General features: G+C 69.5%; 26 protein-coding genes. 15 read left to right on the top strand and 11 right to left on the bottom strand.

Annotation, left to right across the window (positions count from 1 at the left end; genetic code table 11):
• The first annotated feature begins 74 nt into the window (after window positions 1-74).
• From EV675_RS19830 to EV675_RS19810, 5 genes are all read left to right on the top strand, one after another.
• Window positions 75-791: a DUF3348 domain-containing protein gene (locus tag EV675_RS19830; protein ID WP_130359062.1), complete on the top strand. Its 717-nt coding sequence runs from the start codon at window positions 75-77 to the stop codon at window positions 789-791.
• Between the two features lie 10 nt (window positions 792-801).
• A complete protein-coding gene (locus EV675_RS19825; protein WP_130359060.1) occupies window positions 802-3,168 on the top strand; it encodes a DUF802 domain-containing protein in 2,367 nt (788 codons plus the stop codon).
• Entirely contained in the window at window positions 3,168-3,806 is a 639-nt protein-coding gene (locus EV675_RS19820) for an OmpA family protein (protein ID WP_130359058.1), read from the top strand. The genes EV675_RS19825 and EV675_RS19820 overlap by 1 nt, the downstream gene beginning before the upstream one ends.
• Window positions 3,799-4,401 carry a DUF2894 domain-containing protein gene (locus EV675_RS19815; protein ID WP_242621504.1) on the top strand — a complete coding sequence of 201 codons (603 nt, stop codon included), beginning with the start codon at window positions 3,799-3,801 and terminating at the stop codon, window positions 4,399-4,401. Before EV675_RS19820 ends, EV675_RS19815 begins: the two co-directional genes overlap by 8 nt.
• A 102-nt stretch (window positions 4,402-4,503) precedes the next feature.
• Window positions 4,504-5,259: a YoaK family protein gene (locus EV675_RS19810; RefSeq protein ID WP_130359054.1), complete on the top strand. Its 756-nt coding sequence runs from the start codon at window positions 4,504-4,506 to the stop codon at window positions 5,257-5,259.
• Here EV675_RS19810 and EV675_RS19805 read toward each other — a convergent pair.
• Window positions 5,256-6,080, bottom strand: coding sequence for a helix-turn-helix transcriptional regulator (locus tag EV675_RS19805; RefSeq protein WP_130359052.1), 825 nt, complete (start codon window positions 6,078-6,080; stop codon window positions 5,256-5,258). The genes EV675_RS19810 and EV675_RS19805 overlap by 4 nt on opposite strands.
• Before the next feature lie 107 nt (window positions 6,081-6,187).
• Between EV675_RS19805 and EV675_RS19800 the strand changes: the two genes are divergently transcribed.
• Genes EV675_RS19800 through EV675_RS19775 form a run of 6 tightly spaced genes read left to right on the top strand, consistent with a single transcriptional unit; the run spans window position 6,188 to window position 11,693 of the window.
• Window positions 6,188-7,891 (top strand): FAD-dependent monooxygenase, encoded by a 1,704-nt coding sequence (locus tag EV675_RS19800; protein ID WP_130359050.1) that lies wholly within the window; start codon window positions 6,188-6,190, stop codon window positions 7,889-7,891.
• 10 nt (window positions 7,892-7,901) lie between these two features.
• Complete coding sequence (locus tag EV675_RS19795) at window positions 7,902-8,123, top strand: hypothetical protein (protein ID WP_130359048.1); 222 nt, start codon at window positions 7,902-7,904, stop codon at window positions 8,121-8,123.
• A 34-nt stretch (window positions 8,124-8,157) separates the two neighbouring features.
• The gene (locus EV675_RS19790; RefSeq protein ID WP_130359046.1) at window positions 8,158-9,126 is read left to right on the top strand and encodes a Bug family tripartite tricarboxylate transporter substrate binding protein; all 969 of its coding nucleotides are present in this window, start codon (window positions 8,158-8,160) and stop codon (window positions 9,124-9,126) included.
• Window positions 9,127-9,130: 4 nt separating this feature from the next.
• Window positions 9,131-9,673, top strand: a complete 543-nt coding sequence (locus EV675_RS19785; protein ID WP_130359044.1) for a VOC family protein — start codon at window positions 9,131-9,133, stop codon at window positions 9,671-9,673.
• Entirely contained in the window at window positions 9,670-10,689 is a 1,020-nt protein-coding gene (locus EV675_RS19780; RefSeq protein WP_130359042.1) for a fumarylacetoacetate hydrolase family protein, read from the top strand. The genes EV675_RS19785 and EV675_RS19780 overlap by 4 nt, the downstream gene beginning before the upstream one ends.
• Before the next feature lie 23 nt (window positions 10,690-10,712).
• Window positions 10,713-11,693, top strand: coding sequence for a Bug family tripartite tricarboxylate transporter substrate binding protein (locus EV675_RS19775; protein WP_130359040.1), 981 nt, complete (start codon window positions 10,713-10,715; stop codon window positions 11,691-11,693).
• Window positions 11,694-11,702: 9 nt separating this feature from the next.
• Here EV675_RS19775 and EV675_RS19770 read toward each other — a convergent pair whose 3' ends face one another.
• On the bottom strand, window positions 11,703-12,884 hold the full coding sequence (locus EV675_RS19770; RefSeq protein WP_130359038.1) for an ABC transporter substrate-binding protein: 1,182 nt from the start codon (window positions 12,882-12,884) through the stop codon (window positions 11,703-11,705).
• A gap of 185 nt (window positions 12,885-13,069) precedes the next feature.
• Between EV675_RS19770 and EV675_RS19765 the strand changes: the two genes are divergently transcribed.
• Window positions 13,070-13,975, top strand: coding sequence for a LysR family transcriptional regulator (locus tag EV675_RS19765; protein ID WP_130359036.1), 906 nt, complete (start codon window positions 13,070-13,072; stop codon window positions 13,973-13,975).
• 23 nt (window positions 13,976-13,998) lie between these two features.
• Here the strand turns inward: EV675_RS19765 and EV675_RS19760 are convergent, their stop codons facing one another.
• From EV675_RS19760 to phnD, 8 genes are all read right to left on the bottom strand, one after another.
• The gene (locus EV675_RS19760; RefSeq protein WP_130359034.1) at window positions 13,999-14,895 is read right to left on the bottom strand and encodes a fumarylacetoacetate hydrolase family protein; all 897 of its coding nucleotides are present in this window, start codon (window positions 14,893-14,895) and stop codon (window positions 13,999-14,001) included.
• The gene (locus EV675_RS19755; RefSeq protein WP_130359032.1) at window positions 14,892-15,425 is read right to left on the bottom strand and encodes a VOC family protein; all 534 of its coding nucleotides are present in this window, start codon (window positions 15,423-15,425) and stop codon (window positions 14,892-14,894) included. The genes EV675_RS19760 and EV675_RS19755 overlap by 4 nt, the downstream gene beginning before the upstream one ends.
• A gap of 34 nt (window positions 15,426-15,459) precedes the next feature.
• Window positions 15,460-16,488, bottom strand: coding sequence for a CDP-6-deoxy-delta-3,4-glucoseen reductase (locus EV675_RS19750; RefSeq protein ID WP_130359030.1), 1,029 nt, complete (start codon window positions 16,486-16,488; stop codon window positions 15,460-15,462).
• Between the two features lie 116 nt (window positions 16,489-16,604).
• Window positions 16,605-17,423, bottom strand: coding sequence for a phosphonoacetaldehyde hydrolase (gene phnX, locus EV675_RS19745; RefSeq protein WP_130359028.1), 819 nt, complete (start codon window positions 17,421-17,423; stop codon window positions 16,605-16,607).
• Between the two features lie 26 nt (window positions 17,424-17,449).
• Window positions 17,450-18,535, bottom strand: coding sequence for an iron-containing alcohol dehydrogenase PsrA (psrA, locus tag EV675_RS19740; RefSeq protein WP_130359026.1), 1,086 nt, complete (start codon window positions 18,533-18,535; stop codon window positions 17,450-17,452).
• Window positions 18,536-18,566: 31 nt separating this feature from the next.
• Window positions 18,567-19,391, bottom strand: coding sequence for a phosphonate ABC transporter, permease protein PhnE (gene phnE / locus EV675_RS19735; RefSeq protein WP_130359024.1), 825 nt, complete (start codon window positions 19,389-19,391; stop codon window positions 18,567-18,569).
• The gene (gene phnC, locus EV675_RS19730) at window positions 19,388-20,191 is read right to left on the bottom strand and encodes a phosphonate ABC transporter ATP-binding protein (protein ID WP_130359022.1); all 804 of its coding nucleotides are present in this window, start codon (window positions 20,189-20,191) and stop codon (window positions 19,388-19,390) included. Before phnC ends, phnE begins: the two co-directional genes overlap by 4 nt.
• On the bottom strand, window positions 20,188-21,060 hold the full coding sequence (gene phnD, locus EV675_RS19725) for a phosphonate ABC transporter substrate-binding protein (RefSeq protein WP_130359020.1): 873 nt from the start codon (window positions 21,058-21,060) through the stop codon (window positions 20,188-20,190). Before phnD ends, phnC begins: the two co-directional genes overlap by 4 nt.
• 111 nt (window positions 21,061-21,171) lie before the next feature.
• On the opposite strand from phnD, the gene EV675_RS19720 reads away from it, so the two are divergent.
• Together EV675_RS19720 and EV675_RS19715 are read left to right on the top strand one after the other, a co-directional pair.
• Window positions 21,172-22,050 (top strand): LysR substrate-binding domain-containing protein, encoded by an 879-nt coding sequence (locus EV675_RS19720; RefSeq protein ID WP_130359018.1) that lies wholly within the window; start codon window positions 21,172-21,174, stop codon window positions 22,048-22,050.
• A 74-nt stretch (window positions 22,051-22,124) separates the two neighbouring features.
• On the top strand, window positions 22,125-22,871 hold the full coding sequence (locus EV675_RS19715; RefSeq protein WP_130359016.1) for a GntR family transcriptional regulator: 747 nt from the start codon (window positions 22,125-22,127) through the stop codon (window positions 22,869-22,871).
• Between the two features lie 22 nt (window positions 22,872-22,893).
• Here EV675_RS19715 and EV675_RS19710 read toward each other — a convergent pair whose 3' ends face one another.
• Complete coding sequence (locus tag EV675_RS19710) at window positions 22,894-24,645, bottom strand: tannase/feruloyl esterase family alpha/beta hydrolase (protein WP_130359014.1); 1,752 nt, start codon at window positions 24,643-24,645, stop codon at window positions 22,894-22,896.
• A gap of 212 nt (window positions 24,646-24,857) precedes the next feature.
• Here EV675_RS19710 and EV675_RS19705 point away from each other — a divergent pair, with 212 nt between their 5' ends.
• The gene (locus tag EV675_RS19705) at window positions 24,858-25,889 is read left to right on the top strand and encodes a TauD/TfdA family dioxygenase (protein ID WP_130359012.1); all 1,032 of its coding nucleotides are present in this window, start codon (window positions 24,858-24,860) and stop codon (window positions 25,887-25,889) included.
• The last annotated feature ends 1 nt before the right edge of the window (window position 25,890 follow it).

The raw sequence follows: 25,890 nt of genomic DNA, 5'->3' as shown, positions 1-25,890 counted from the left end.
TCTGTTCCCGTTGCCCCAGGCGGGTTGCCGGGCGGCCGGCCGTGTAAACTTCCGGCTTTTGCCCGTCCGGTCCCATGGCGCACATGTCCGGGCGCACAGGCGCCAGCGGCCCGGCTTTCGTCCGCCTGCTTGCCCGCCTGGCGCACGCCCACGTTCCCACCCCCCGGCAGCCGCTTGCCGACCGGCTGAGCCTGTGGCTCGGCTGGACCGATGCCATCGCGCTGTCCGCGGTATTGAGCGGCAACGCGAAAGCGGCGCCTGCCAGCACGCCCGCCAGCGATACGGCCGCGCGGGAGGATTGCGCGCGGGTGCGGGACGAACTGGCCCTGGCCATCGAGCGGGACAGGGTGCTGCGCCCCGTGCGCAGCCGCCACCGGCGCGATCCCGCGCTGCTGGTCGATCCGGACGAGGACACCGATTTTTCCCGCTACCGCCAGCGCTGCCTGGCCAAGCAGCAGCAGATGGAGACCGGCATCGCGGCCCTGCGCGGCCGGTTGCGGGCCATGCTGGCCGCCGGCTCGCCGGAAATGGCGCGGCTGGCAGCGGTGGACGCGGTCATGGAGCGGGTGCTGGGCACGCAGGAGCGCAATCTGCTGGCCTCGGTGCCCGGCCTGCTGGAAGGCCATTTCCTGCGCCTGCGCAAGGCCGGCCAGGATCCCGCCAATGACGACAACGATCCCGGCCCCTGGCTGGATACCTTCCGCGCGGACATGCGGGGCGTCCTGCTGGCCGAACTGGATTTCCGATTTCAACCGGTCGAGGGGCTGCTGGCGGCCCTTCGCGCAAGCTGATCCGTCCTAGATGAGCAGATATCTTCCTTTCGTGGTTTTCTTCGTGGGTCTGGCCGTGGTGGGCTGGGTGGGCGTGGGCTATGTCGGCTCGAACCTGCTGGCGCTGGCGGTGATCCTGCTGATCGCCGCGTTCTACGTGCTGGGCGGGCTGGAACTGCGGCGTTTCCACGAGGCGACGTCCTCGCTGGCGCGGGCCGCGGCGGAGCTGTCGGCGCCGCCGTCCAGCCTGGGGACGTGGCTGGAGCAGGTGCATCCTTCGCTGCGCAACGCGGTGCGGCTGCGCGTCGAGGGTGAAAGGGTGGGGCTGCCGGGGCCGGCGCTGACGCCGTATCTGGCCGGCCTGCTGGTGCTGCTGGGCATGCTGGGCACGTTCCTGGGCATGGTGGCGACGCTGCGGGGCACCGGCGTGGCGCTGGAAAGCGCGACCGACCTGCAGGCGATCCGCGCGTCGCTGGCGGCGCCCGTGAAGGGGTTGGGCTTCGCCTTCGGGACCTCGGTGGCGGGCGTGGCGGCGTCGGCGATGCTGGGGCTGCTGGCCTCGCTGTGCCGGCGCGAGCGCCTGCAGGCGGCGCAGATGCTGGATACGCGTATCGCGACGGTGCTGCGCCCGTATTCGCTGGCTCACCAGCGCGAGGAATCGTTCAAGCTGTTGCAGCGGCAGGCGGATCTGATGCCGGCGCTGGTGGACCGGCTGCAGGCCCTGGCCGAGTCCGTGGCCAAACACAACGAGGCCCTGGGCGAGCGCCTGGCGGCCGGGCAGGAAAGCTTCCATGGCCGGGTGGAGGCCGAGTACCGGCGCCTGGCCGGATCGGTGGAGCAAAGCCTGAAGGAAAGCCTGGCCGACAGCGCACGGGTGGCGGGCGCCACGATACAGCCGGCGGTCGAGACCGCCATGGCTGGCCTGGCGCGCGAGACGGCCAGCCTGCACGAGACGGTCACGCAGGCGGTGCAGCGGCAGCTGGATGCGCTGTCCAGCCGCTTCGAGGCCAGCACCGCCACGGTGGCCGATACCTGGAACACCGCGCTGGGCGAGCACCGGCGGACCAGCGACGCGCTGGCGGGCGACCTGCGCACGGCGCTGGACGGGTTCGCGTTGACCTTCGAGCAGCGCTCGGCCAGCCTGGTCGACGGCGTGTCCGCCCGCCTGGAGGCGTCGGTGGACAAGGTCTCGTCGACCTGGGGAACGGCGCTGGCGGCGCATCAGCAGACCAGCGAGACCCTGTCGGGCGAACTGCGCGCCACCTTCGACGGCGTCGCGCAGGCTTTCGCGCAGCGTTCGACCGAGATGGTGGAAACCGTGGCCGCGCGGCTGGAGAACGTGGCCGGGCAGGTGTCCGAGGCGTGGCGCGCGGCGTTGGACGGGCACCAGCGCACCAGCGAGGCGCTGGCCGGCGACGTCCGCGCGTCGTTCGACCGGCTGGCGGGGGATTTCGAGCAGCGTTCGGCGGGGCTGGTGGACGGGATCGCCGCCCGCCTGGATGCCACGGCCGGCGCGGTGTCCGGCGCCTGGAACACGGCGCTGGCCGAGGCCGCGGCCACCTTCGAGCGCCATGCGGCCTCGCTGCTGGACACGGTGGGACAGGCCCATGGCGAACTGCGGTCCGAGCTGGCCTCGCGCGACGAGGCGCGGCAGGCGGCCTGGACCGGCGCCCTGGAAACCCTGGCCGGCTCGCTCAGCCAGGAATGGCGCGAGGCCGGCGCGCAGATCGCGGGCCGGCAGCAGGAGGTCTGCGACACGCTGGCGCGCACGGCCGGCGAGATCTCGTCCGAGTCCCAGTCTCATGCCCGCGCCACCATCGCCGAGATCGAGCGGCTGGTGCAGGCGGCCTCGGAAGCCCCGCTGGCGGCGGCCCAGATCATCGGCGAACTGCGGCAGCAACTGTCCGACGGCATGACGCGCGACAACGCGATGCTGGAAGAGCGCGAGCGGCTGCTGCAAACGGTGGGCAGCCTGCTGGATACCGTCAACCACGCCAGCACCGAACAGCGCGAGGCGGTCGATGCGCTGGTGGCGGCGTCGGCCGACATGCTGGACCGGGTGGGCACGCGCTTCACCGAACAGGTCGGCGCCGAGACCGGCAAGCTGGAGTCCGTGGCGGCGCAGGTCACCGGCAGCGCGGCCGAGGTGGCCAGCCTGGGCGAGGCGCTGGGGCAGGCGGTCAAACTGTTCGGCGAATCCAGCGACAGGCTGATGGAGCAGCTGCGCGGCATCGAAGGCGCGCTGGACAAGGCCGTCGCGCGTAGCGACGAGCAGCTTGCCTATTACGTCGCGCAGGCCAAGGACGTGATCGACCTGAGCATGATGTCGCAGAAACAGATCGTCGAGGAGCTGCGGCAGCTCGACGCGCAACGGACGCCGGTGGGCGACGCGACCTGATGGCCGACGACATCGAATCCAACGTCGAGGCGGCATCGCCCGTCTGGGCGGTCTTCGGCGACCTGATGTCGGTCATGCTGGGGGCCTTCGTGCTGCTCCTGGTGGGCGTGATCGGCACGCAACTGGAACTCTCGACCAGGCTCGAGGAAGAAGTCCAGCGGCGACAGGGCGAGGTGCAGCGGCGGCAGGCCCTGGAGCAGGCGCTGGCCGGGCCGCTGGCTACGGGACGGGTGACGCTGGTCGATGGCCGCATCGGCATCAGCGGCAACGTGCTGTTCGCGCTGAACTCGGATGCCTTGCAGCCGGAAGGCCGGCAGGTGCTCAAGAGCCTGGTGGGGCCGCTGGGCGCCTACCTGAAGGCTCGAGACGAGATCATCATGGTGAGCGGTTTCACCGACGACCGCTTGATACGCGAGGGCAACCGCCGCTTCGCCGACAACTGGGAGCTGTCGGCGCAGCGGGCGCTGACGGTGACGCGAGCCCTGATCGACGAGGGGATTCCTTCGTCGTCGGTGTTCGCCGCCGCCTTCGGCGCCGAGCAGCCCGTGGCGTCCAATGCCAATGACGAGGGCCGGTCGCGCAACCGGCGCGTGGAGATCGCGCCCATGCCCCGGTCTTCCCAGCAGCGCCGTGAGTAGGGACACCGTGTCCGACGCGGCGGCGCTGCTCGACACCTGGCGCGGGCAGGGGGCGGATCGCGTCGATCCGCTGCGTTTCCATTTCATCGAGGCGCTGGCGCGGCGCGCGTCCGCGCACGAGGGCGAGGCGCGCCGCATCCTGGACGAGAAGCTGGCCGGCGCGCTGGCCGCCTATGCCCGCGACGTGGAGCGGGCGGCCGACCAGCGCGAGACCGTGGCGGCGCCTGCGCCGGCCGACGGCCTCGGTACGCTGGTCGATCTGCTGTCCGCCCATGGCGCCGCGCTCCAGGACGCCGCGGGCGACATGGCGGTGCTGGACTACTTCCGGGGCCTGTGGGCCGAACTGCGCGTGGGCAGGGAGCTGCGGCAGGCCCTGGAGAACGTGCCCGAGAACGCAGGGCCGCTGAACTCGCTGCATCTCGTGCACCAATCGCTGATGCTGATGCACGACCTGGCGCCGGGATACCTGCGGCATTTCCTGTCGTACGCCGATACCCTGTCCTGGCTGGAGCGCATGAGCGGCGCCGATCTGCTGCTGGGCGCCGCCCCGCGCGCCGAGGCGCCGAAGAAGGCGGGCAAGGGCAAGGCCGACTGAGGCCGCTCCCGCCCCCGGAGGGCGGGAAAACGTTATGCTTGGCGAGTCGTCCGGCGCGGCCTCTGGTGGCCCGTGCGCCGCCGTTCCCGGAATGCCCGCGCCATGCTCCTGTTCTACCTACGCAAACTGACCTCCGTCGAGCGCACGCCTCAAGCCAACCGCCACCTCGCCTATATCCTGGCCCTCGTCGCCGGCGCGGTGAACGCGGGCGGCTTCCTGGCCGTCCAGCAGTACACCTCCCACATGTCCGGCATCCTGTCGTCCATGGCCGATCACCTGGCCCTGGGCGGCATCGCCTTCTTCCTGCAAGGGCTGGCCGCGCTGCTGTTCTTCGTGCTGGGGGCGGGGACGTCGGCGGTGCTGATCAACTTCGGCCGCCGCTCGCGGCTGGCCAGCGAATACGCGCTGCCGCTGCTGCTGGAGGCGGGGCTGCTGCTGTGTTTCGGCCTGCTGGGGGGCAACATCGAGCAGTTCCGCTGGCTGGCGGTGCCGGCCACGGTCATGCTGCTGTGCTTCATCATGGGCCTGCAGAACGCCATCATCACCAAGATCTCGCGCGCCGAAATCCGCACCACCCACGTCACCGGCATGGTGACGGACATCGGCATCGAACTGGGCAAGTTGTTCTACTGGAACGTCTCGCGCGAGGCCGATCCGGGTCATTTCGTGAAGGCCGACCGCGCCAAGCTGCGCGTGCTGGCGATGCTGGTCGGTCTTTTCTTCGCGGGCGGCGTAGGGGGCGCGCTGTCGTTCGCCTATTTCGGCTTCGTGTCGACCGTGCCCCTGGCCGTGCTGCTGGGCTTCCTGGCGGCGATGCCGGTGGCCGAGGACATCCAGGGCTACTGGCGGCACCACTAAGAGGGGCGGCGCGAGGACGCCGCGCCGCGGCCCGTCACGTTCAGCGGCAGGCTGTCCAGCGCCGCCAGCAGTTCGCGCTGGGTGCGCACGCCCAGCTTGGCGAAGGCGCGGTAGCGGTAGGTCAGCACCGTGGTCAGCCGCAGCCCCAGCAATTCGGCCGTCTCGCGCGAGGTCTTGCCCGCCAGCAGGTGCGCCACCACCTGGCGCTCGCGGTTGGCCAGCAGCGACAACACCTTGTGATGCAGGGTATCGCCCGCCGTCGGCTCGGACGTCGACCGCACGTGCGCGGTAACCGCCGCCTGCAGCACCGGCGCGCAGGTGGTGATGATGTGGAAATCCCGTTCGTCGAAGGGTTTGTAGGCCAGGTTGCGGTAGAAGCTGACCGCGATGCGCCCGCCGTCGGGATTGAGCAGCAGCACCGAGGTCCGTTCGCGTATGCCGGGCTGGGTGTAGCAGACGTCCCGGTAGTGGGGATCGCGAACGTCCTCGGCGTACTGGTGGCTGAGCCAGGTCTGCGGCCGGACGGGCGCCTTCTTGCGCGCCATCCACACCATGTTCGAATCCTGCAGGTCGAAGCGGTTGCGGTAGTACTCGGCGGCCGTCACCGCTGCGACCTCGCCGTGGGCGCTGGCCGTGGAAACCGCCGCGACGCGTCCGTTCGCTTCCAGCGCGAAGACGGTGCAGTGGCTGGCGGGCAGCAATTCCTGCATGGCGGACAGGAACGAGCCGGCCAGCGACGGCGTGCCTATGCCCGCGATGGCGCGGACGGCGAAGGCCGAGGGGACGGTGTCCGAGACGGGGACGACTTTCCAGCGTTTCATGATGCGCGGGGGCTAGGGGTATTCATGTAGTAATAAATGACGACAACTCGAGCGCCGCTTTGCTGAAGAATACCGGCATCGTCCATCACCGACCAGCACGGCACAGCATGTCAGCAAGACTCGACCGCATCGGTCCCTTCATCTACCAGCGCCATGCGCCGCGACTGCCCGCGCTGCGGGACGGCGCCGAGGCGCGCCACGCGGTCCTGATTGCCGGCGGCGGGCCGGTGGGCCTGGCGCTGGCCCTGGGGCTGGCGCGGCACGGCGTGCGTTCGGTGGTGATCGAGGCCGACGACAGTGTCTGCGAGGGCAGCCGCGCGGCCTGTATCTCGCGCCGCAGCCTGGAAATCCTGGAGCGCCTGGGGGCGGTCGACGCTTTCCTGCGCAAGGGGCTGGCGTGGACCACGGGGCGCAGCTACTACGGCCGCAACGAAGTTCTGTGCTTCTCGATGCCGCACGACGAGACGCAGAAGTTTCCGCCCATGGTCAACCTGGAGCAGTACTACATCGAGCAGTACCTGCTGGACGCCATCGAGGCCCGCAACGCGTCGGACCCCGGTTGCGTGGACGTGCGCTGGGCCTCGCGCGTGACCGGCCTGCGGCAGGACGCGGACGGCGTGCGGGTCGAGATCGAGAACGCGCTGGGCGCCTACGAGGCCCGGGCCGACTGGCTGGTGGCCTGCGACGGCGGACAGAGCTTCGTGCGCGGCGAACTGGGCCTGTCCATGGCGGGCACCGGCTACGACGGGCGCTACGTCATCATCGACATCGAACTGCCCAGCCGCGCGCCCACCGAACGGCGCGCCTGGTTCGATCCGCCCTGGTGGCGCGGTTCGACCATCCTCATGCACCGGCAGCCCGACGACATCTGGCGCATCGATTACCAGGCGCGGCCCGGCGAGGACGCCCAGGAAGCCCTGCAACCGGCGCGTGTGCGCGAGTTCGTCCAGCGCCACCTGGATGCCATCGGCGAGGGACACCTGCCGTGGAAGCCGGTCTGGACGTCCATCTATCGCGCCGGCGCCATGACCATCGGGGGCTACCGGCATGGCCGCATCCTGTTCGCCGGCAACGCCGCCCACGCGATGCCCATCTTCGGCGTGCGGGGACTGAACTCGGGGTTCGACGACGCCGACAACCTGGCGTGGAAGCTGGCCTACGCGATCAAGGGGCAGAGCGGCCAGGCGCTGCTGGACAGCTACAGCGACGAACGGCTCGCGGCTTTTCACATCAACGCCGCCAGCGCCATGCGCAGCACCGAGTTCATGTCGCCGCCATCGCGCGGCTTCGACCTGATGCGCGAGGCCTGCCTGTCGCTGGCCGAAAGGCATCCGGGCATCGCGCGCCTGATCAATCCGCGGCAGACCCATGCGATCACTTATGCGGAATCGCCGCTGTCCAGTCCGGACGAAGACACGGTCGAGGGGCCCGCCCTGGGCGCGCCGCTGCTGGATGTGCTGCCCGGCGAGGGCTTGCGGCATCTTTCCACGGTGGTGAATGCGGGAGCGGGGGGGCGATTCACCTTGCTGCTGTTCGACGAGGACGGCGAGTCGAGCGGCCGCATGCGCGCGGCGTTCGACGGACAGGAATTGCCGCTGCGGGTGCTGCGCGTGGCCAGCCGCGCCGGGGAAGCCGCCGGCGATACCCTGGCCGATCCGGATCATCGCGTGCGGGCCGCCTATGGCGGCGGACGGGGGGCCGCCTGGCTGCTGCGGCCCGATGGACATGTGGCGGCCCGCTGGCGGCGGGCCGAACCGGCGGCCGTGCTCCGGGCGCTGCGGCGCGCGTGCGGACTGGCCGCGCAAGACTGAGAGGCTTTTCATGAATCTGGACGATCCGGCGCGCGATCGCGTCTATACCCGCTGCGCACAGGCGGTGTCCGAGGCCGGCGAGAACCGCGAGCCGCTGTTCCTGGCGCGGCTGGCGCTGCTGCTGTTCGAACAGGTGGGCGACGAGGCGCGCTGCCTGGCCGCCATCGACGAGGCGCTGCGCGAACTGCCCGAACCTTCGCTGTCCGCGCCGGGCGGGGCGAGGGCCGGCTAGAGCCATGTATCCATCAACGAAAACGGAGACAACCATGCATAGACGCAGATTCGCCCTGGCGGTCATGTTGCTGGCCTGGGCCCCGGCCATCCTGGCCCAGGGCGACTATCCCTCGCAGATGATCAAGTGGGTGGTGCCTTATCCCGCCGGAGGCGGGACCGACAACCTGGCGCGCACGCTGGCCGAGTCCATGCGCGCCGGCCTGGGCCAGCAGATCGTGATCGAGAACCGCCCGGGCGCCGCCACCAACGTGGGCGCGGAACTGGTGGCGCGGTCGCGGCCCGACGGCTATACCGTGATGTCGGGCGACAACGCGGTGCTGGCCTTCAATGAGTATCTGTTCAAGAGCCTGCCGTTCAGCCCCGAGAAGGACTTCACCTACATCGGCGCGATCGGCAAGTTTCCGCTGGTGCTGGTGGTGAACCCGGCCTTTCCCGCCCGGAACTTCAAGGAGTTCCTGGACTACGTGCGGGCCAACCCCGGCAAGGTCAACTACGCGTCGGTCGGCAACGGGTCGCCCCATCACCTGGCGATGGAGATGTTCAAGCACCGCACCAAGACCTTCATCACCCACATTCCCTATCGCGGCGCCGCGCCCGCCATGCAGGACGTGATGGCCGGGCACGTGCCGGCCATGTTCCTGGACCTGGCCTCGGGCCTGTCCATCATCCAGAGCGGCAAGGTGCGCCCGCTGGCGATCGGTACGCGCAACCGCACGCCGGTGCTGCCGGACGTGCCTACCCTGGCCGAGCTGGGCGTGGAGGACGTGGACGTGTTCGCCTTCCAGGGCGTGCTGGGGCCGGCGGGCATGCCCGCCGAGGTGGTGCGCCGCCTGAACGACGCGTTGAACAAGGCGCTGAAGAATCCTTCGGTGATGAGCCGCTTCACCGATTTCGGGCTGGAGCCGACCCCCGGCAGCCCCGAGCAGTTCCGGGCCCTGGCCCGCGCCGAGTCGCGCAAATGGGGCCCCATCATCAAGGCCAATCACATTTCCCTGGACTGAAGCCATGGCTGAACCAACCCTACCCGACGCGCGCCCGGTCTGCGGCCTGCATCACTTCGCGTGGCGCTGCCGCGACGCCGAGGCCACCCGGCATTTCTACGAGGACCTGCTGGGCCTGCCGCTGGTGCACGTGATCAAGAAGGACAACGTGCCCAGCACGGGCGAGTTCTGCCCCTACGTGCATATCTTCTTCCGCATGCAGGACGGCTCGCACATCGCCTTCTTCGACCTGGGCGACGACGCGGCCTCGCTGCCCAGCGCCAACACCCCGGCCTGGGTGCAGCACATCGCGCTGCGCGTGCCCGACCGGCGCAGCCTGGAGGACATGCGCGCGCGCCTGCTTGGCCACGGCGTAGAGTCCATAGGCGTCATCGACCATGACGGCTACATCGAGTCCATCTATTTCTTCGATCCCAACGGCCTGCGGGTGGAACTGACCATCGAGGTGGCCGAGCCCGCCACGGTGCGCGGCTATGCCGAGGCGGCGCACGGCCTGCTGGCGGACTGGAGCCGGGAGAAGCAAGAGCGCGCGGCGGGGCGGGCATGAAGGCGGGACAGTATCCGCTGCGGCTCGCGACACTGGCCGATGGTTCGCGCGACGGCCAACTGGTGCTGGTGAGGCCGGACCTGCAAGGCTGCGTGCCGGCGGGCGCCATTGCCAGGAGCTTGCAGGACGCGCTGGACGATTGGGAGCAGGCCGCGCCCAGGCTGGACGCGCTAAGGGCGCGGCACGACGAGGAAGGCTGGCGCCGCGCCGAACCGTTCCTGCCGGGCCACTGCATGGCGCCGCTGCCGCGCGCCTACCAGTGGGCGGACGCCTCGGTCTATCGCAATCACGCCCGGCTGATCTACCAGTGGCGCAAGGAGCCCATTCCGCCGCGCTATGAGGAAATCCCCCTGGTCTACCAGGGAGGCTCCGATGTCATGCTGTCGGCCACCGAGGACATCGTGGCTGCCGACGCCGCGCAGGACATCGACCTGGAAGCCGAGATCGCCGTGGTGACGACGGATGTCCCCATGGGCGTGGATGCCGCGCGTGCCCTGGACCACATCGCGCTGGTGGTGCTGTTGAACGACGTCTCGCTGCGGGGACTGATCCCGGGCGAAGTGGCGCGCGGCTTCGGCTTCTACCAGGGCAAGCCGGCCACCAGCTTCGCGCCGGTGGCCGTGACGCCGGCGGCGCTGGGCGAGGCCTGGCGGGGCGCGATGGCGGACCTGCGGGTGCGCGTGCGCATCAACGGCGCGCCGTTCGGCGACCTGAGGTCGGGCGAGGAGGCGGTCTTCCATTTCGGCCAGATCATCGCCCACCTGGCCGCCACGCGCGCGCTGGGCGCGGGCACCATCGTCGGCGCCGGAACCATCAGCAATGCCGATCCGGCCGCGGGCAGCGCCTGCATTACCGAGGCGCGCGTGCGGCAGATGCTGGACGGCGTGCCGGAGGCGCAATTGCACCCCTATCTGGACGACGGCGACAGGGTGAACATCGAAGCGGTCGACGCCAGGGGGCGGTCGGTGTTCGGCGCGATCGACCAACGCGTGCGCATCGCGGCAAACCGCAACTGAGCGGCGCATCACGAGGAAAGAACATGACGAGACTTCTTCCGGGACGCCTGGCGCTGGGCGCGGCTGTCCTGTGTTCCCTGGGATGGACGGCGGTCCAGGCCCAGTCCTATCCCACCCGGCCGATACGCATGGTGGTGCCGTTTCCCGCGGGCGGCAGCACGGACGCCACCGCGCGCTTGATCGCGGAGCCACTGGGCCATGCCCTGGGACAGCCCGTGATCGTCGAGAACCGTCCGGGGGCCAACGGCAACATCGCCGCCGAGCAGGTGGCGCGCGCGCCGGCCGACGGCCATACGCTGTTCTTCGCGACCTCGGCCATCCTGACGATCAATCCGGCGCTGTACCGCTCGCTGCGGTTCGACCCGCGCAAGGATTTCCAGCCCGTGGCCCTGGCCTGCACCAACCAGGTCGTGCTGGTCGCGAACCCGGCCGTGGCCGCCGATACCTTGCCGGAAGTGATCCGCCTGGCCCGCGCCAAGCCTGGCGGGTTGACCTTCGGCTCGACGGGCAATGGCGGCATCGCCCACCTGGCGGGCGAGATGCTCAACACCCGGGCAGGCATCTCGCTGCGCCACATTCCCTACAAGGGCGCGGCGCCCGCCATGCAGGACCTGCTGGGCGGCCAGGTGGACCTGATGTTCGATGCCCTGGCGACCTCGCTGCCGCAGATCGAGACCGGGCGCCTGAAGGCCATCGCCATCCCGCGGCCGACCCGTTTCGCGGGGCTGCCGCAGGTGCCCACTTTCGCCGAGGCCGGCATCGCCGATTTCGACGTGAGCGTGTGGAATGGCGTGGTGGCGCCGGCCGGCACGCCCATGGCCATTGTCGAGCGCCTGAACCGGGAAGTGAACCGCATCCTGGAGCGGCCCGAGGTGCGCGACAAGCTGGCCCGGCAGGGGCTGGAGCCCGCGCCGGCCACCGTGGACGGATTCCGCGGCCGGATGGAAGCGGACCTGGCCCGGTGGCCCGCCATCGTGAAGGCGGCGGGCGCGACGCTGGATTGAGCGTGCGGGTCAGGCGCCGCCGTCCGCCTTGAGCGCGCATTCGCGCGCGTAGGCGTCCTCGTGGTTGGCCAGCACGTTCGGCACCAGCACCTTGAAGGCGGGCTTGCCGCCCGCGCCGTCCACCACCTGGTAGATGTGGTAGTTCTGGACGGGATAGTTGTTGCGGTTGAACCGGAACGGCCCGCGCACCGACTTGAACGGCGCGCCGCGCAGCGCGGCGGCCAGCGCCCGGCGGTCGGACACGTCGCCCGAGCGCGCGCGGACGGCGGCATCGATCAGCATGGCGGCGTCGTAGCTGAACGCGGCATAGGACGTCGGGGTGCGCTTGTACTTCTTCTCGAAGGCGGCGACGAAGCGGCGCGATTCTTCGTTGTCGGCGCCGGGCTGCCAGGATTCGGCCACGATGGCGCCGACGCCGGCCTTGCCCATGGCGTTCACGCTGCCGGGCTCGACGGTGTGCACGGAATACATGGGCAGCTTCTGCAGCATGCCGAACTGCTGGTACTGGCGTACGAAGCTGACGCCCTGGCTGCCCGGGAAGAAAGCGAACAGCCCTTTCGCGCCCGAGTTTCCGGTGGCGGCCAGCTCGGCCGAGAAATCGAGCTGGGTGAGCGGCGTGTAGGTTTCCTGGGCGATCTTGCCGCGGTAGAAGCGCTTCAGGCCGGTGACCTTGTCCTTGGAACCCAGAAAGTTGGGCGCGAGGATCGCGACGGGATCGACGCCGGTGTCCTGGAGATACTTGCCCATGGCCTCGGCGGTGGCGTCGCTTTGCCACGAGGTGATGAAGAGGTTGGGCTTGCACTGCGCGCCGGCGGTGGGCGAGGGGCCCGCCACCGAGCCGATGAAGGGAACGTCGGTGCCGGCGATCTTTCCCTGCAAGGCCATCAGCACGTTGGCATAGGTCAGCCCGGTGACCACGTCGACCTTGTCCCGGTCGAGCAGCTTGGCCAGGGACTGGACGGCGATTTCGGGCTTCATCTGGTCGTCCTCGCGCACGACCCGGGTGGCCACGCCCCCCAGCTTGCCCTGCATCTGCTCCACGGCCAGCATGAAGCCATCGTACTGGTCCTGTCCGACGTCGGCCGACGGGCCGGATAGCGTGGCCAGAAATCCTATCTTGAGATCGGCGGCTGCCGGGCCGCAGACGGCCGCGGCGGCCAGGCCCAAGGTCAATGCCAGAGTGTTTCGCATGTCTGTCTCCCTTTCTTGAATGTCCTGCCCGCGCATCGGTGCGGTTCGGGCATCACTGTGTTTTATAGTTAGGCCATTGGCTGGCCAGTATCCGCGCCTGCCGGCCCGTCATCCATGGGTTGGCGATGATTCCAAGCTATTAGCAGGGTTGATAGTTCTTCCCAAGCCGCGACAGGAGCCGCGATGTGAAAGACCTGAATCTGCTCTACGTGTTCGAGGCCTTGTGGCGCGACCGCTCGGTCACGCTGGCGGCCGAGAACCTGGGAGTGACCCAGGGCGCGGTCAGCAGCGCGCTCAAACGCCTGCGCGTGGAGTACCGGGACAAGCTGTTCGTGCTGGCCGGCCGGCGCATGGAGCCCACGGCGCTGGCGGCCGAGATCGCGCCCGCGCTGCTCGAATCGCTGAACGCGATACGCAAGACCTCGGGCATGCTGTCGTCGTTCGACGCGGCGCAGTCCCGGCGGGCCTTCACCATACGCACGCGCGACGTGGGCGAGGTGGTGGTGCTGCCCAGCCTGTTCACGCGCATCGCCCGGGCCGCGCCGGACGTCAAGCTCAATGTCGTGTTCGCCCCCATCGACGAGACCGTGCAGGGCCTGTCGACCGGCCGCATCGACGTGGCCCTGGGCTACCTGCCGGCGCTCGAGCGCAACATCCACCGCAAGGTGCTGTTCAAGCAGCGCTACCTGTGCCTGATGCGGCGGGATCATCCCATCGCCCGGCAGGAGCTGACGCAGAAGCGCTTCGTGGCCCAGCAGCACCTGCTGGTGGAGTACGCGGGCAGCGGCCACATCCTGCTGGAACGGGCATTGAACGAGGTGGGCGCGCGCGACCGGATCCAGGTGCGCATGCAGCAATACCTGGCGGCCCCGCACCTGGTGCTGAATTCGGACTTGATCTGGACCTGCCCGGAGTCGCTGGTGGTGGAGCTGTGCAAGTACTTTCCGCTGGCGGTCAAGCCGGTGCCCCTGCCGCTGGGCCACTTCGAGGTGGCCCTGTACTGGCACGACCGTTTCCACAAGGATCCGGCCAGCCAGTGGTTCCGCGAACAGGTGGTCGACTGCATCGACGGCATCGGCTTTCGGCCCTGAGCGGCGGGCGTGCGCGCGCAGGCTCATTGCACGATGGTGAAGCGGAATTCGCCTATGTGCTCGATCCATTGCCGCACGACGTCGCCCGGTTTCAGGAAGCGCTTGCGCGCGGCGCCCACGCCCGCCGGCGTGCCGGTCAGGATCAGGTCGCCCGGTTGCAGCGTCAGGCGCGAACTCAGGTGGGCGATCTGGTCGGCGATGCCGAACAGCATGCGCGAGGTGTTCGAATCCTGCATCAGCTCGTCGTTCACCCACAGCTTCATGGCCAGGTTCATGGGGTCGGGCACGAAGCGCGCCGGCGTGATGGCGGGGCCCAGCGGGCAGGCGCCGTCGAAGGATTTCTGGCCTATCCAGTCCCACTTGAAGGGCGAGCCCTCGGCCACGCCGGGCCGGCCGAAATGGCCGCGCGCCGACAGGTCGTTGGCCACCACGTAGCCCGCCACGTAGTCCATCGCCTCGTCCACGGCCACGTCCTTGGCGGTCCTGCCCACGATCACGCCCAGTTCCAGTTCCCAGTCCAGCTGGGGGGCGCCGTTCGGCACGCGCACCCGGGCCTCGGGCCCGACCACCGTGGCGCCCGAGGCCTTGATGGCGTGCCAGGGCATCTGGCCCGCGCCCTTGGGGTCGATCTCCAGCGGCATGGACAGCTCGCGCTGCATCTCTTCGACGTGGTCGCGGTAGTTGGCGCCGGCGAAGTAGATGGTGGGCGGGTGGGGGTGCGGCGCGAGCAGGGTGGCGCCGCGGACCGGTTCGCGGCCCGGCAGGTCGCCGGCCAGCACGGCCAGCTTGCCGTCGGCGCGCGGCCAGTCGTCCAGCACGTCCTGCACGCGCGCGTAGCGCGGCGAGGCGTAGATGTTGCCCTCGTGGAGCAGGCCGGTACGGCTCTGGCCGTCGTGCAGGAAGGTCACGAGCTGGATCATGCGTCACCCTGGTTGCGGATCTTGAGTTCTTCCAGCGAGCCGATGTCGGCCGCGTCGTCCATCGAGAAGCGATCGCCGAAGTCGAACAGGTCGTCGTGCTGGAAGCCGTTGTCGTAGCACTGGAGTTCCCACCAGTTGTGGTCCAGGTCTTCCAGGTAGAAGGAGTACACGCCGTGCATGTCCTGCACCGGCAGCACCTGGCGGATGCCGTACTTGTCCTGCAGGCGCACGGCGTCCGCGTGGGCCTGGTTCACGGCCTCGCGGCTGGGCAGGTCCAGGCCCCAGTGGTTCAGGAGGTTGGCGGGGTGGACCTGGTCGCCCACTTCCACGCAGATGATGTGGAAGCGCATGGCCAGGCGCACCGCCATCGCCGGCTTGCCGTGGCGCACGCATTCCAGTCCCAGGAATTCCTCGTAGAAGCGGCGCGAGGCCTTCAGGCTGTAGCACTCCAGCGTGCCGTGGCCCAGGCAGAAGGGCTTGATCACGGAGTCGTGGGCCGGCGTATCGACCCTGCAATTGTCGGGCAGCATGATGTCTCCTTGTTCCAGAATGTGGGTTCGGACCTCAGCGCTTGTCGGCCGCGGTCAGGAACGCGTCGGCGAAGAATTCGTCCTCGGGCAGGCCGCAGCGCGCCACGTAGTCGCGGCGCGCCGCGTCCACCACGACCGGCGCGCCGCAGGCGTAGACCTGGTGGCCGGACATGTCGGGGAAGTCCTCCATCGCGGCCAGGTGCACGTACCCCGTGCGCCCGGTCCAGGCGCAGGCGGGCGTGGGCTCGCTCAGCACCGGCACGAAACGCACGTGCCCGTGCCGGTCGGCCCATGATTGCGCGAGATCGTGCAGATAGAGGTCGGTCCGTTTGCGGCCGCCCCAGTACAGCGTGATGGGGCGGCGGATGCCGCGCGCCAGGGCATGCTCGATCAGCGACTTGATGGGAGCGAAGCCGGTGCCCGAGGCCAGCATGATCATGGGCTTGTCGCTTTGTTCGCGAAGGAAGAAGGAACCCAGCGGGATCTCCAGCTTGTGGATCTCGCGCAGCTTCATCGCGCCGAACACGTGGTCGGTGAAGCGCCCGCCGGGCAGGTGGCGCATGTGCAGCTCGACCTGGCGCACGCCCTCGTTGTCGGGAACGCTGGCGATCGAATAGCTGCGGCGGGTGCCGTCCTGCAGCAGGATGTCCAGATACTGGCCGGCGCGGAACAGCGTGGGCTCGTTCATGGGCAGGCCCAGCGTGACGATCATCACGTCGTCGGCGGCCCGTTCCATCTTCAGCACGCGGGCCGGCATGTATTTCGAGCGGATCGCGTCGGACGGATCCAGTTCGTTCACCTGGACGACCAGATCGGTCAGCGGCGTGGCCTTGCACAGCAGCGCGTAGCCCTGGCGCTTGTCGTCCTCGTCCAGGCAACTGGGGTGGACGTCGCCGTAGTCGACCCGGCCTTCGACGATGGTGGCGCGGCAGGTGCGGCAGATGCCGGAGCGGCAGCTGTAGGGCATGAACAGCCCGTTGTCCAGGCCGGCCTTCAGGACCGGGGTGCCGGGCGGACAGGCGTAGGCATGTCCGCTGGGTTGCAGGGTGATGGTGTAGTCCATGTCTCTCCATCTGTGCCCGGTGCGTGGCCGGGGCGCAGTCATAGTGTTCGACGCCAGTCTAATGACGGTCGCGCCGGGGAACTATCGTTCGGAGAGAAGGCTTGTTATTAACGGGATTATTGGCCCGCGATCTTCGCCACCACCGGGGGCAGATCGGCCACGCTGTCGATCACGTAATGCGCGCCCGCGGCCCGCAGCCGCTGGCCGGCCGCCTGGCGCAGCGCCGCCACCCGTTCGGCGGGGAGAGCGGACAGCTCGTCAAGGGTAAGCCCGGTCTCGTTGCCCGACAGCGCCAGCCCCACGCACCACATGCCCGCGTTGCGGCCTTCCTGGATGCCGGGGAGGGTGTCGTCCACCTTGATGCAGGCGCGCACGTCGCCGATGCCCAGCGCCAGCACGTTGGCCAGCGCCATATAGGGGCCGGGGCGCCCGCCCGCGCTCAGTTCGTCGCCGGCAACCACATGGTCGGCCGCGATGCCGTGGCCGGCGGCGATGGGCAGCAGCACGTCCAGGACCTCGCGCGGATAGCCGGAGCAGGAGCCTATGCGGATACCCTGCCGGCGCAGCCACGCCAGGGTTTCCCCGGCGCCGGGGATGGGCGCCGAGTAGTCGCCCACCTTGTCGATCTGCATGGGCATGAAGCGCCGGTAGATGGCGTCGACGTCGGGTTCGCCGGGTGGCTGGCCGAAGCGTTCCCGCCACTGCGCCCGTATGCCGGGATGATCGAGCAGGGTGCGGATGTGATCGCGCTTGGACAGGCCCATGGGGCCGCGCGCCTGGTCCAGGCCGACGTCGATGCCGAAGGAGGCGAAGGCGTCGACGAAGATTTGCGTCGGGGCCAGGGAGCCGAAATCCACCAGCGTGCCGGCCCAGTCGAAGATGACGGCCTGGATGGGGTGGGGAACGGGCAGGTCGGGGGGCAGGGCGATGGACATGGCGGAGGTCGATGAAGGAATGGGAGTCATGCGGCGGCGATGAAGTTGCGGCCGCGCGGGCCGCGCAGGGCACGGTCGATGCGAAGCTGCCAGTCGGCGTCGGCGATGCCGTAGCTGGCGGGGTCGGTGTTCACGCCGGCATCCTGGAGAAAAGCCGTCAGGCGCGCGACGGCGCCGTCGCGGTCGTCGGCCTCGAAGATGGCCAGCATCTGCGCATCGACCTCGGGGTCGCGTCCCCAGGCCAGCTCCAGGATGCGAGGCAGGCTGAACGAGCAGGCGATGCCGTGCGGCACGCCGCGTTCCAGCGTGATGTCGTAGGACAGCGAGTGAGCCAGGGCGGTGCGGGTATTGGAGAAGGCCAGGCCGGCCTGGAGCGCCGCGGTGGCGAGCCGCTCGCGCAGGCCGAGGTCGCCCGGGGCGGCCAGCAGCCGGGGCAGGGTCCGGAGGATGCCGCGTGCGGCGGTCACGGCCAGGCTGGCCGAAACCGGGTTGCGATGGACGTTCCACAGGGACTCCAGCGCGTGCGACAGCGCGTCCAGGCCGCTTGCCAGGGTGGCGCCGTGCGGCAGGCTGGTCATCAGGCCGGCATCGACCACGGCGGCTTCGGGCCAGGTGCAGGGCAGGTGCAGCGAGAGCTTACGGGACCGCGCCTGGTCCCACAGGGTGGCCCAGGGGGTGACTTCGCTGCCGGTGCCGGCGGTGGTCGGGACGGCGATCAGCCGCCGGTGCCCGTGCGGGGTGCCGGGGGCGCCGGTCTCCAGCCAGTGCAGGAGTTCGCCGAAGGTGCCCGACGGCGTGCGCACCACCATGGCCTTGCCGCAGTCGATGGCGCTGCCGCCGCCCAGCGCGATCACGCATTCGACGTCGGGATGGTCGCGCCAGAGGCGCTCATACAGCGGGCCGAGCCAGGCGACGTCGGGGTTGGGCAGGACATGCGGCTCGACGGCCGCCAGGCGTTGGCCCAACAGGGTTCGCAGGCGGTCGACCAGGCCCAGCGGCCCGGCCTCGGGAAACGCGACCAGGATGGCGCGGCGCGCGCCCAAGAGGCGCGGCAGCTGGTCCAGCGCGCCGCGGCCGACGTGTGCGGCGACGGGATTGGTATAGGTCCACATGAGTCGTTGCGAGAGAGGTGGGGGCCGGGCTTCAGTGCCGGCCGGTGCGTTGGATCCGGTGGCGGAGCTGGCTGGAAATGGCGTCGGCGACGACCACCATCGCTGCGATGACGATGATGCAAGTGGCGGTCTCGGTGTAGCGGAACAGCTTCAGGCTGCTGACCAGTTCGAAGCCGAGTCCGCCGGCCCCCACCATGCCGAGCACGGTGGCCGATCGCAGGTTCACCTCGAAGCGGTACAGGACGACCGCGATCCAGGCTGTGACCACCTGGGGCAGTACGCCGAACACGATGACCTGCAGCGGCCGCGCGCCGGTGGCACGCAGCGCTTCGACGGGACCCTGGTCGATTTCCTCGATGGCCTCGGCGAAGAACTTGGCCAGCATGCCGGCGCCGTGCACGGCCAGGGCCAGCACGCCCGGAAAGGGGCCCAGTCCAACGGCCGAGACGAAGACCAGCGCGAGTATCAGCTCGTTGATGCTGCGCACGACGTTCAGCACCTGGCGCGTGGCCAGGTAGATCCAGCGGCGGCCCTGGAGATTGCGCGCGGCCAGGAAGGACAGCGGAATGGCTGGCAGGATCGCCAGCAGCGTGCCCCAGATCGCGATCTGCACGGTTTCCAGCGCGGGCGCGACGAGGCGGCCCAGCATGCTCCAGTCGGGCGGCAGGGTGCGCCCGGCGAAGTCCATGATCTGCGGCAGGCCGGAGGCCAGCTCGGTCCAGCTGATCTGCGCGCCGCTCGCGCTCCATTGCAGGGCCCAGGCCAGCGCCAGGGCAGCGCCCGCCAGGGTGATCCAGCCCTGGGCGCCGCGCGGGGCGGGGCCCATCCAGCGATACCGGTTCGTCGAGGTGTTCATGCCCGGGCTCCCGAGGAGACGACCAGCCGCGCGGCCGGAGGCGGGGCGATGCCGCCCGCGTCAGCCGGGCCGGCCGGATGCCGGTAGATGCGATCGACGGCGGATTGGCACAGCGAGCCGGCGGCGCCGTCGAACACGACGCGGCCGCCGTTCAGTCCGACGATGCGGTCGGCGAACGCGCGCGCGTAGTCGACCTGGTGCAGGTTGCACAGCACGGTGATGCCCAGGTCGCGCGAGGCATCGCGCAGGTACTGCAACACCTTGCGCGAGGTGTGGGGATCCAGGCTGGCGACCGGTTCGTCGGCCAGGATGACGCGCGGCTGCTGTGCCAGCGCGCGGGCGATGCCCACGCGCTGCATCTGTCCGCCGGACAGCGCGTCGGCGCGCTCGTGGGCCTTGTGGGCCAGTCCCACGCGGGCCAGGCATTCGTGCGCCAGCGCCACATCCTCGTCGCGGAAGCAATGCAGCACCGAGGCCAGCGTGGACATGGCGCCCAGCCGGCCGGTCAGGACGTTCTTGAGTGCGGTCAGCCGCGGCACGACGTGGTGATGCTGGAAAATCATCGCCACGCGCCGCCGCAGCGCCCGCGTGTCGCCGCATTGCATGACGTCGATCCCGTCCAGGCGCAACTGGCCGCTGTCGGCCGCGACCAGCCGGTTCATGCAGCGCAGCAGGGTGGATTTGCCCGCGCCGGACTCGCCCAGCACCACCACGAATTCCCCGGCCGCGGCATCGAGGTCGATGCCGCGCAGGACCGCGTTGTCGCCGTAGCGCTTGGTCAGCTGGCGGACGTGGATCACTTCATGCTCCGCAGGTCGAGCTTGAGCACCTTGGCGGTGTCGCGCACGATGTCGTAGGCCGCGTCATCGGTCGGCTGGAGGCCGTTCAGCACGCCCTGGTCCCCCCAGGGCAGGTCCTTGATGTTGGCCAGCGCCTCGGCCAGCTTCCGCTTCAAGGCGGGGTCCAGGTCCTTGCGCCAGACCATGGGCGATTCGGGAATCGGGTTCGAGCTCCAGACGATCCGCAGGTCGTCCTGCCTGACCTGGCCCTTGGCGATGGCGCTGGCCAGGATGCGGTCGGCCACCGAGGCGGCATCGACCTTCTTGTTGGCCACCGCCAGGATGCTGGCGTCGTGCGAGCCGGAGAAGACCACACGGCCGAAGAAGATGTCGGGATCGTATCCGGCTTGCAGCAGGCCGGCCTTGGGGAACAGGTGGCCGGAAGCGGAGGTCGGGTCGACGAAGGCGAAGTTGCGGCCCTTGAGATCGGCGGGCGTCGCGATGCCGCTGTCCTTGCGGGCGATGATCAGGCTCTTGTACGAGCTTTGCCCGGTCTTCTTCGTGACCGCGACGGCGAAGGCCTCGACGTTGGCGACCGAGTTGGCCAGCACGTAGGAGAACGGCCCCAGGTAGGCGGCGTCCAGCTTCTTGGCGCGCAGCGCCTCGATCACGCCGTTGTAGTCGGTGGCGACGAAAGGCTTGACCGGCATGCCGAGCTGGCGTTGCAGGCTGTCGAGCACCTGCTTGCTGCTTTCGATCATGGCCTGGGAGTCCTCGGCGGGGATCAGGCCGATGGTGAGCGTGCCCGCGGCATGGGCGGGTGCGGTGGCCAGCAGGGGAAGGGCCAGGGCGAGCAGGGCGCGGCGCAGGCGGGGGAAACGCAGGGACATGGAGGTTCTCGCTGGGGTTGGTTCGAGTGCCGCCAGATTAAGAACCCAATGTGACAGGGGTTTATCAAGACATTCACGATTTCGTCATCGTTCCATAGACACAATCTATGGATGTCAGCCGCCAAGCTTCGCGCCTTCCTTGCCGTTGCCCAGTACGGGACCTTCAGCGCCGCCGCGCGGGCGCTGGGCATGAGCCAGCCCACCCTGACCACCCAGGTGCAGGGGTTGGAGCGCCGCTACAACGTCGAGCTGTTCCACCGGCGCGGGCACCGGGTCGAGCTGACCGCCATTGGCGCCCGCCTGCTGCCGCTGGCGCGCCAACTGGGCGAACTGGAGGCCGATGCCTACAGCCTGCTGCACGACAGCGGAGAGCTGAACGCGGGCCAGCTCCGGCTGGGAGCGGTCGGACCTTTCCATGTGATCGAGATGGCCGATGCCTACCATCGCCGCTATCCGCGCATCGACGTATCGATACGCATGGGCAATTCGACGTCGGTGTTCAAGGACCTGGAGGACTACACGGTGGACATCGGCGTGCTCGCGCGCTTCCACGATGCGCCCGGCTTCAGCGCCATGCCCTACGCCCGGCACGCGGTGATCCTGTTCGTGCCGGTCGGCCACGCCTTCGCCGGCCGTGCCGGCGTGCCGCTGGAGGCTTTGCAGGGCCAGCCGCTGCTGCGGCGCGAGAGCGGATCCAGCACGCGCCGCGCGGTCGAGGAGGCGCTGGCGCGGCAAGGCGTGGTGCCCGACAACGCGATGGAGATCGGCAGCCGGGAGGCGTTGCGCGAGGCGGTGGCGCGCGGCATGGGCATAGGCGCCGTGTCCGAGGCGGAGTTCGTGCCCGATCCGCGCTTCGTGCCGGTCCGGATCGAGGGCGATCCTGCCTTCACCGAGACCTATCTCTACTGCCTGGAGGAGCGCCGCCACAGCCGCATGCTGGAGTCGTTCTTCGACGTCGCGCTGAGCTTGCGCAAGGCCGTTGGCCGGTAGGGTGCGCGATCCGCGCCGCGCCTGCGCCGTATACTGCCCGATTGCCCGACGCAGACAACCAACCAAGGCATTCGATGGAGCCGTCCGCTATCACCCGATCTTCCGCATTCCTGCAAGCCAACGATGAAGGCAGCGCGACCAGTTTCCGCTGGCTGCTGGGGCAGTCCAAGACCCTGACGCTGCCGGAGCAGATCGCCGCCCACGTGGGCGACCGCATCCTGAGTTCCGCCATCGAGCCGGGCGAGTGGATACGCGAGCAGGACCTGGCCGACGAGTTCGCGGTCAGCCGCAGCCCGGTGCGCGAGGCGATGCGGCTGCTGGAGAAGGAAGGCATCGTGCGCATCCATCCGCGCCGGGGGGCGCAGGCCACGCAGTTGTCGCTGAAGGAAATCGAAGACCTGCAGGAGGTGCGCCAGGCCCTGGTCCGCGTGGTGGCGCGGCGCGTGGCCAGCCAGTCGTCGCCCGAACTGGTGGCGATCCTGGAGGCGGGGGTGGCCCAGCTCGCGCCGCTGGCCGAAGACCCGGCGGGCGGCGATGCCTTCGGCGAGACGCTGTCGCGCCTGACGCTGTGCTGCGCCGCCCATAGCGGCAACGACCGCCTGTTCACGCTGATCACGTCGCTGTCCTTGCAGATGTCGCGCTATACCCGGCTGGGCCTGCGTTCGGTCGAGCGCCGCAAGCGTTCGCTGGCGCTGTGGCGCAAGTCGCTGCAGGCGATCCGCAAGGGCGACGCGGACGAGGCCGAGCGGCTGTGGGCCGCCCGGCTGGACGAGAACAGCGCGGAGATCCGCCGCCAGCTGAAGGACAGCGGCGCCGCGTAGGTCCGGGCCCGCGCGGCCCGGGCTAACGTGCCCCCAGGCTGGAGCAGCGATAGCTGTCGGCCGACAGCGGATCGCCGCCGCCATAGCGCGGGAAGGCCGGATAGCGGCACATGGGCCGCGATGCCAGGACCTTGTATGGCGCCGCCGTGTCGCGCCGGACCTGCACCAGGGCATCGGCCGGCGCGGCGCCCGCGTCGGCCCAGCGGTCCAGGGTATCCAGCGTATCGTGCGTGGTGGGAACTTCCTGGCCGGAGGTGCGGCTGGCCGCGCGGCCGCCATGCGACGAGGCGGGCGACACATACAGGCGCAGGAACTTGTCGGCGTCGGATTGCCCCATGCGCGCGACGACGCTTTCGTAGTACTGGATGCCGGCTGCCGGGCTTTGCGCGAAGTCCCCGGTGTTCTCGCGGATGATCAGCTTGCCGCCCCGCTTGAAGAAGGCCGACAGGTCGGGGTTGGTGGAGTCCATCCATTCCGACACTTGCCGGATGCGGTCCGCGTAAGCGAGGGGATCATAGCCGCGTACGTCGAACGCGGGGTCGCGGGCGATGACGTAGCGGGCGTAGCTGCTGCCGTAGATCACACCTCGCGCGTCGGTGGCCGCCGGCGTGGGAACGGAAGGGATCTGCCCGGTGCTGATCCAGCGGCCGATGCCTTCGCCTGCGGGCTGTATCTCGCCGCCGAACATCCTGCCCGGATAGGTGGTGATGCCGTTGGCGAGCGGGAAGGGCATGCTCACGGGGCCATAGGCGGCCTTCAGCGTGGCGAGCTGCGCATCCGACAGGCAACTGTCGCCGGCGTCGCCGCCGTCGGGGCAGCGCAGCGCCTGGAGGTCGAACCTGGCCTGGCAGCCCAGGTAGTCGCTGACCACGCCATCGGCGATGCCGTCCAGCGCGTCGCAGGCGCCATTGACGGCGTCGGCCACCAGCTTGATCTTGGCGGCATCCAGCGTTCCGCCGTGGAACTGCGGCTGGGTGAAGGCCAGGAAGCCGTTGAAGAGCCCGGTCCATTGGATGACGGGGACGACCGACACGATACCGTCGAAGTCCTGGGGATAGCGCTGCGCCATCGTCAGCCCCTCGCGGCCGCCTTCCGATCCGCCGAAGAAGTACTGCTTCCTGGGGGCGCGCTGGTAGAAGCGCCGAAAGACTTCGTGCGCGACGTCCTTGACCTTCTTGTAGGACTCGTGGGCGAAGTTGGCGAACATCTCGTCGTTCAGCGCGAACCTGGCGGGGTCCGTGGCGAGATAGGCGGCGGCATCGTGGCCGGAGTCGGTGCCGAACGTGGCGTAGCCCTGGGCCAGCGGCAGCGGCTGGCCGGCGGGTGCGTCGCGCAGGGGGTCGAGCCCGGTGACGAGGCTGCCGTTGAAGCCGCCGCCCCCGACCATCAGCGCTTTCTCGTTCCAGGACAGCGGCAGGTTGATCTGGAAGCGGATGGGATCGGCGCCGGCGCTGCGCGCCGCGATGGCTCCCTGCACCTGGCAATATTCCGGCAGGCCCGCGACACTGCCTGCCGGCATCAATTGCGCCGATGCCAGTGTCGCATCGCCGCTGGGCAGGCCGAGCAGGCGGCCTTCCACCTTGGCGCCGGCCAGCGCGGGACAGGCCGTCCGCAGCGCGGCCTGGTCGGGAGGGGGCGTCGTACCGGATGGGCTGCCGTCACCGCCCCCTCCGCAGGCCGCGACGGCCAGGACAAGGCCTGCGCCAAGCAGGAATCCGAGGCGGGGCCGGGCGGATCGGGTGGTACGTGGTGGGGCGGTCGGGGTTGCGTGCATGTCTCCTCCTTGCCTGGTTGTCATGACCGATGGCCGGCTTTCCATGGGTCGTTCATGAAATTTAATTCATGTTTTGCATGGAGTTTGATGCATCTTCGTGCCGATGGCAACAGGGGTTCGTGCCTCCGAGGGCATCCTTTTCGGGGGGGATTTCACCTTGAATTGTCGACAATGTTAAGATGTTCAAAATTCAACAGACCCAAGGAGACACCATGACAGCCCAAGCCTTGCAACCCATCGCCGGTCCCGAGGTCTGGACCGGCACCAGCCTGGCCGGCTCCAGCGACTGGATCTGGCGCCTGGCGCCGGACGAGATACGCGAGCTGGCCGAGGCTACCGCCGCGGCCCGCGCGAAGGGCATGAAGCCGACCGAGTTCGAGGCCGCCGACTTCCCCGTTCCGCGCATGGCCGCCCGCCTGGAGAAGGTGCGTCAGGAACTCGAGGGCGGGCGCGGCTTCGCCTTGCTGCGCGGCCTGCCCATCGCCGACTACACGGACGACGAGGCGCGGCTGCTGTTCTGGGGGCTGTCCGTGAACCTGGGCGAGCCGCAGGAGCAGGACGGCGCCGGCAATCGCATGCACAGCGTCACCAATACCGGCCTGAAAGTGTCGAACGACAACTCGGTGCGCAGCTACCAGACCGACGACGAACTGACCTTCCACAATGACGGCGGCGATGCCTTCATGCTGCTGTGCCTGCGCACCGCGGTGTCCGGCGGCGTCAGCAAGCTGGTCAGCGTCGCGGCGCTGTACAACGAGGTGCTGCGGCGCCGGTCCGACCTGGCCGGCGTGCTGCAGGAGCCGTTCCATTTCGACACGCGTGGACAGCATCGCGGCGGCCTGCGCATCCAGACCGTGCCCATCCTGAATTTCTTCGAAGGTCGGCTCAGCGCGCTGTACAAGCGCCGCTACCTGAAACTGGCGCAGGATTTGCCCGGCGTGCCGCGCTGGACCGACGCGCAGGCGCAGGCCATCGAACTGGTCGAGGAAATCTGCAACGACCCCGCGGTCCAGTTGAGCTTCAGCATGGAGCCGGGCGACATCCAGATCGGCAACAACTATTCGGTGCTGCATGCCCGCACCAAGTACCAGGACCACGACGATCCGGCCCATCGCCGGCACCTGTTGCGCGCCTGGCTGACCCTGCCCAACGGCCGGCCGCTGCCGGCGGTGTTCGGCCAGACGCGCGAGTTCGGCACCTCGTACGAGCGCCGCCATGGACAGGCCGCCGTGTCGGCGTCGTGAG

The sequence above is a fragment of the Pigmentiphaga kullae genome (genome assembly GCF_004216695.1).
Taxonomy (GTDB): domain Bacteria; phylum Pseudomonadota; class Gammaproteobacteria; order Burkholderiales; family Burkholderiaceae_B; genus Pigmentiphaga; species Pigmentiphaga kullae.
The sequence above is the reverse complement of the archived record's forward strand: the minus strand, read 5'-3'. Positions and strand labels throughout refer to the sequence as shown.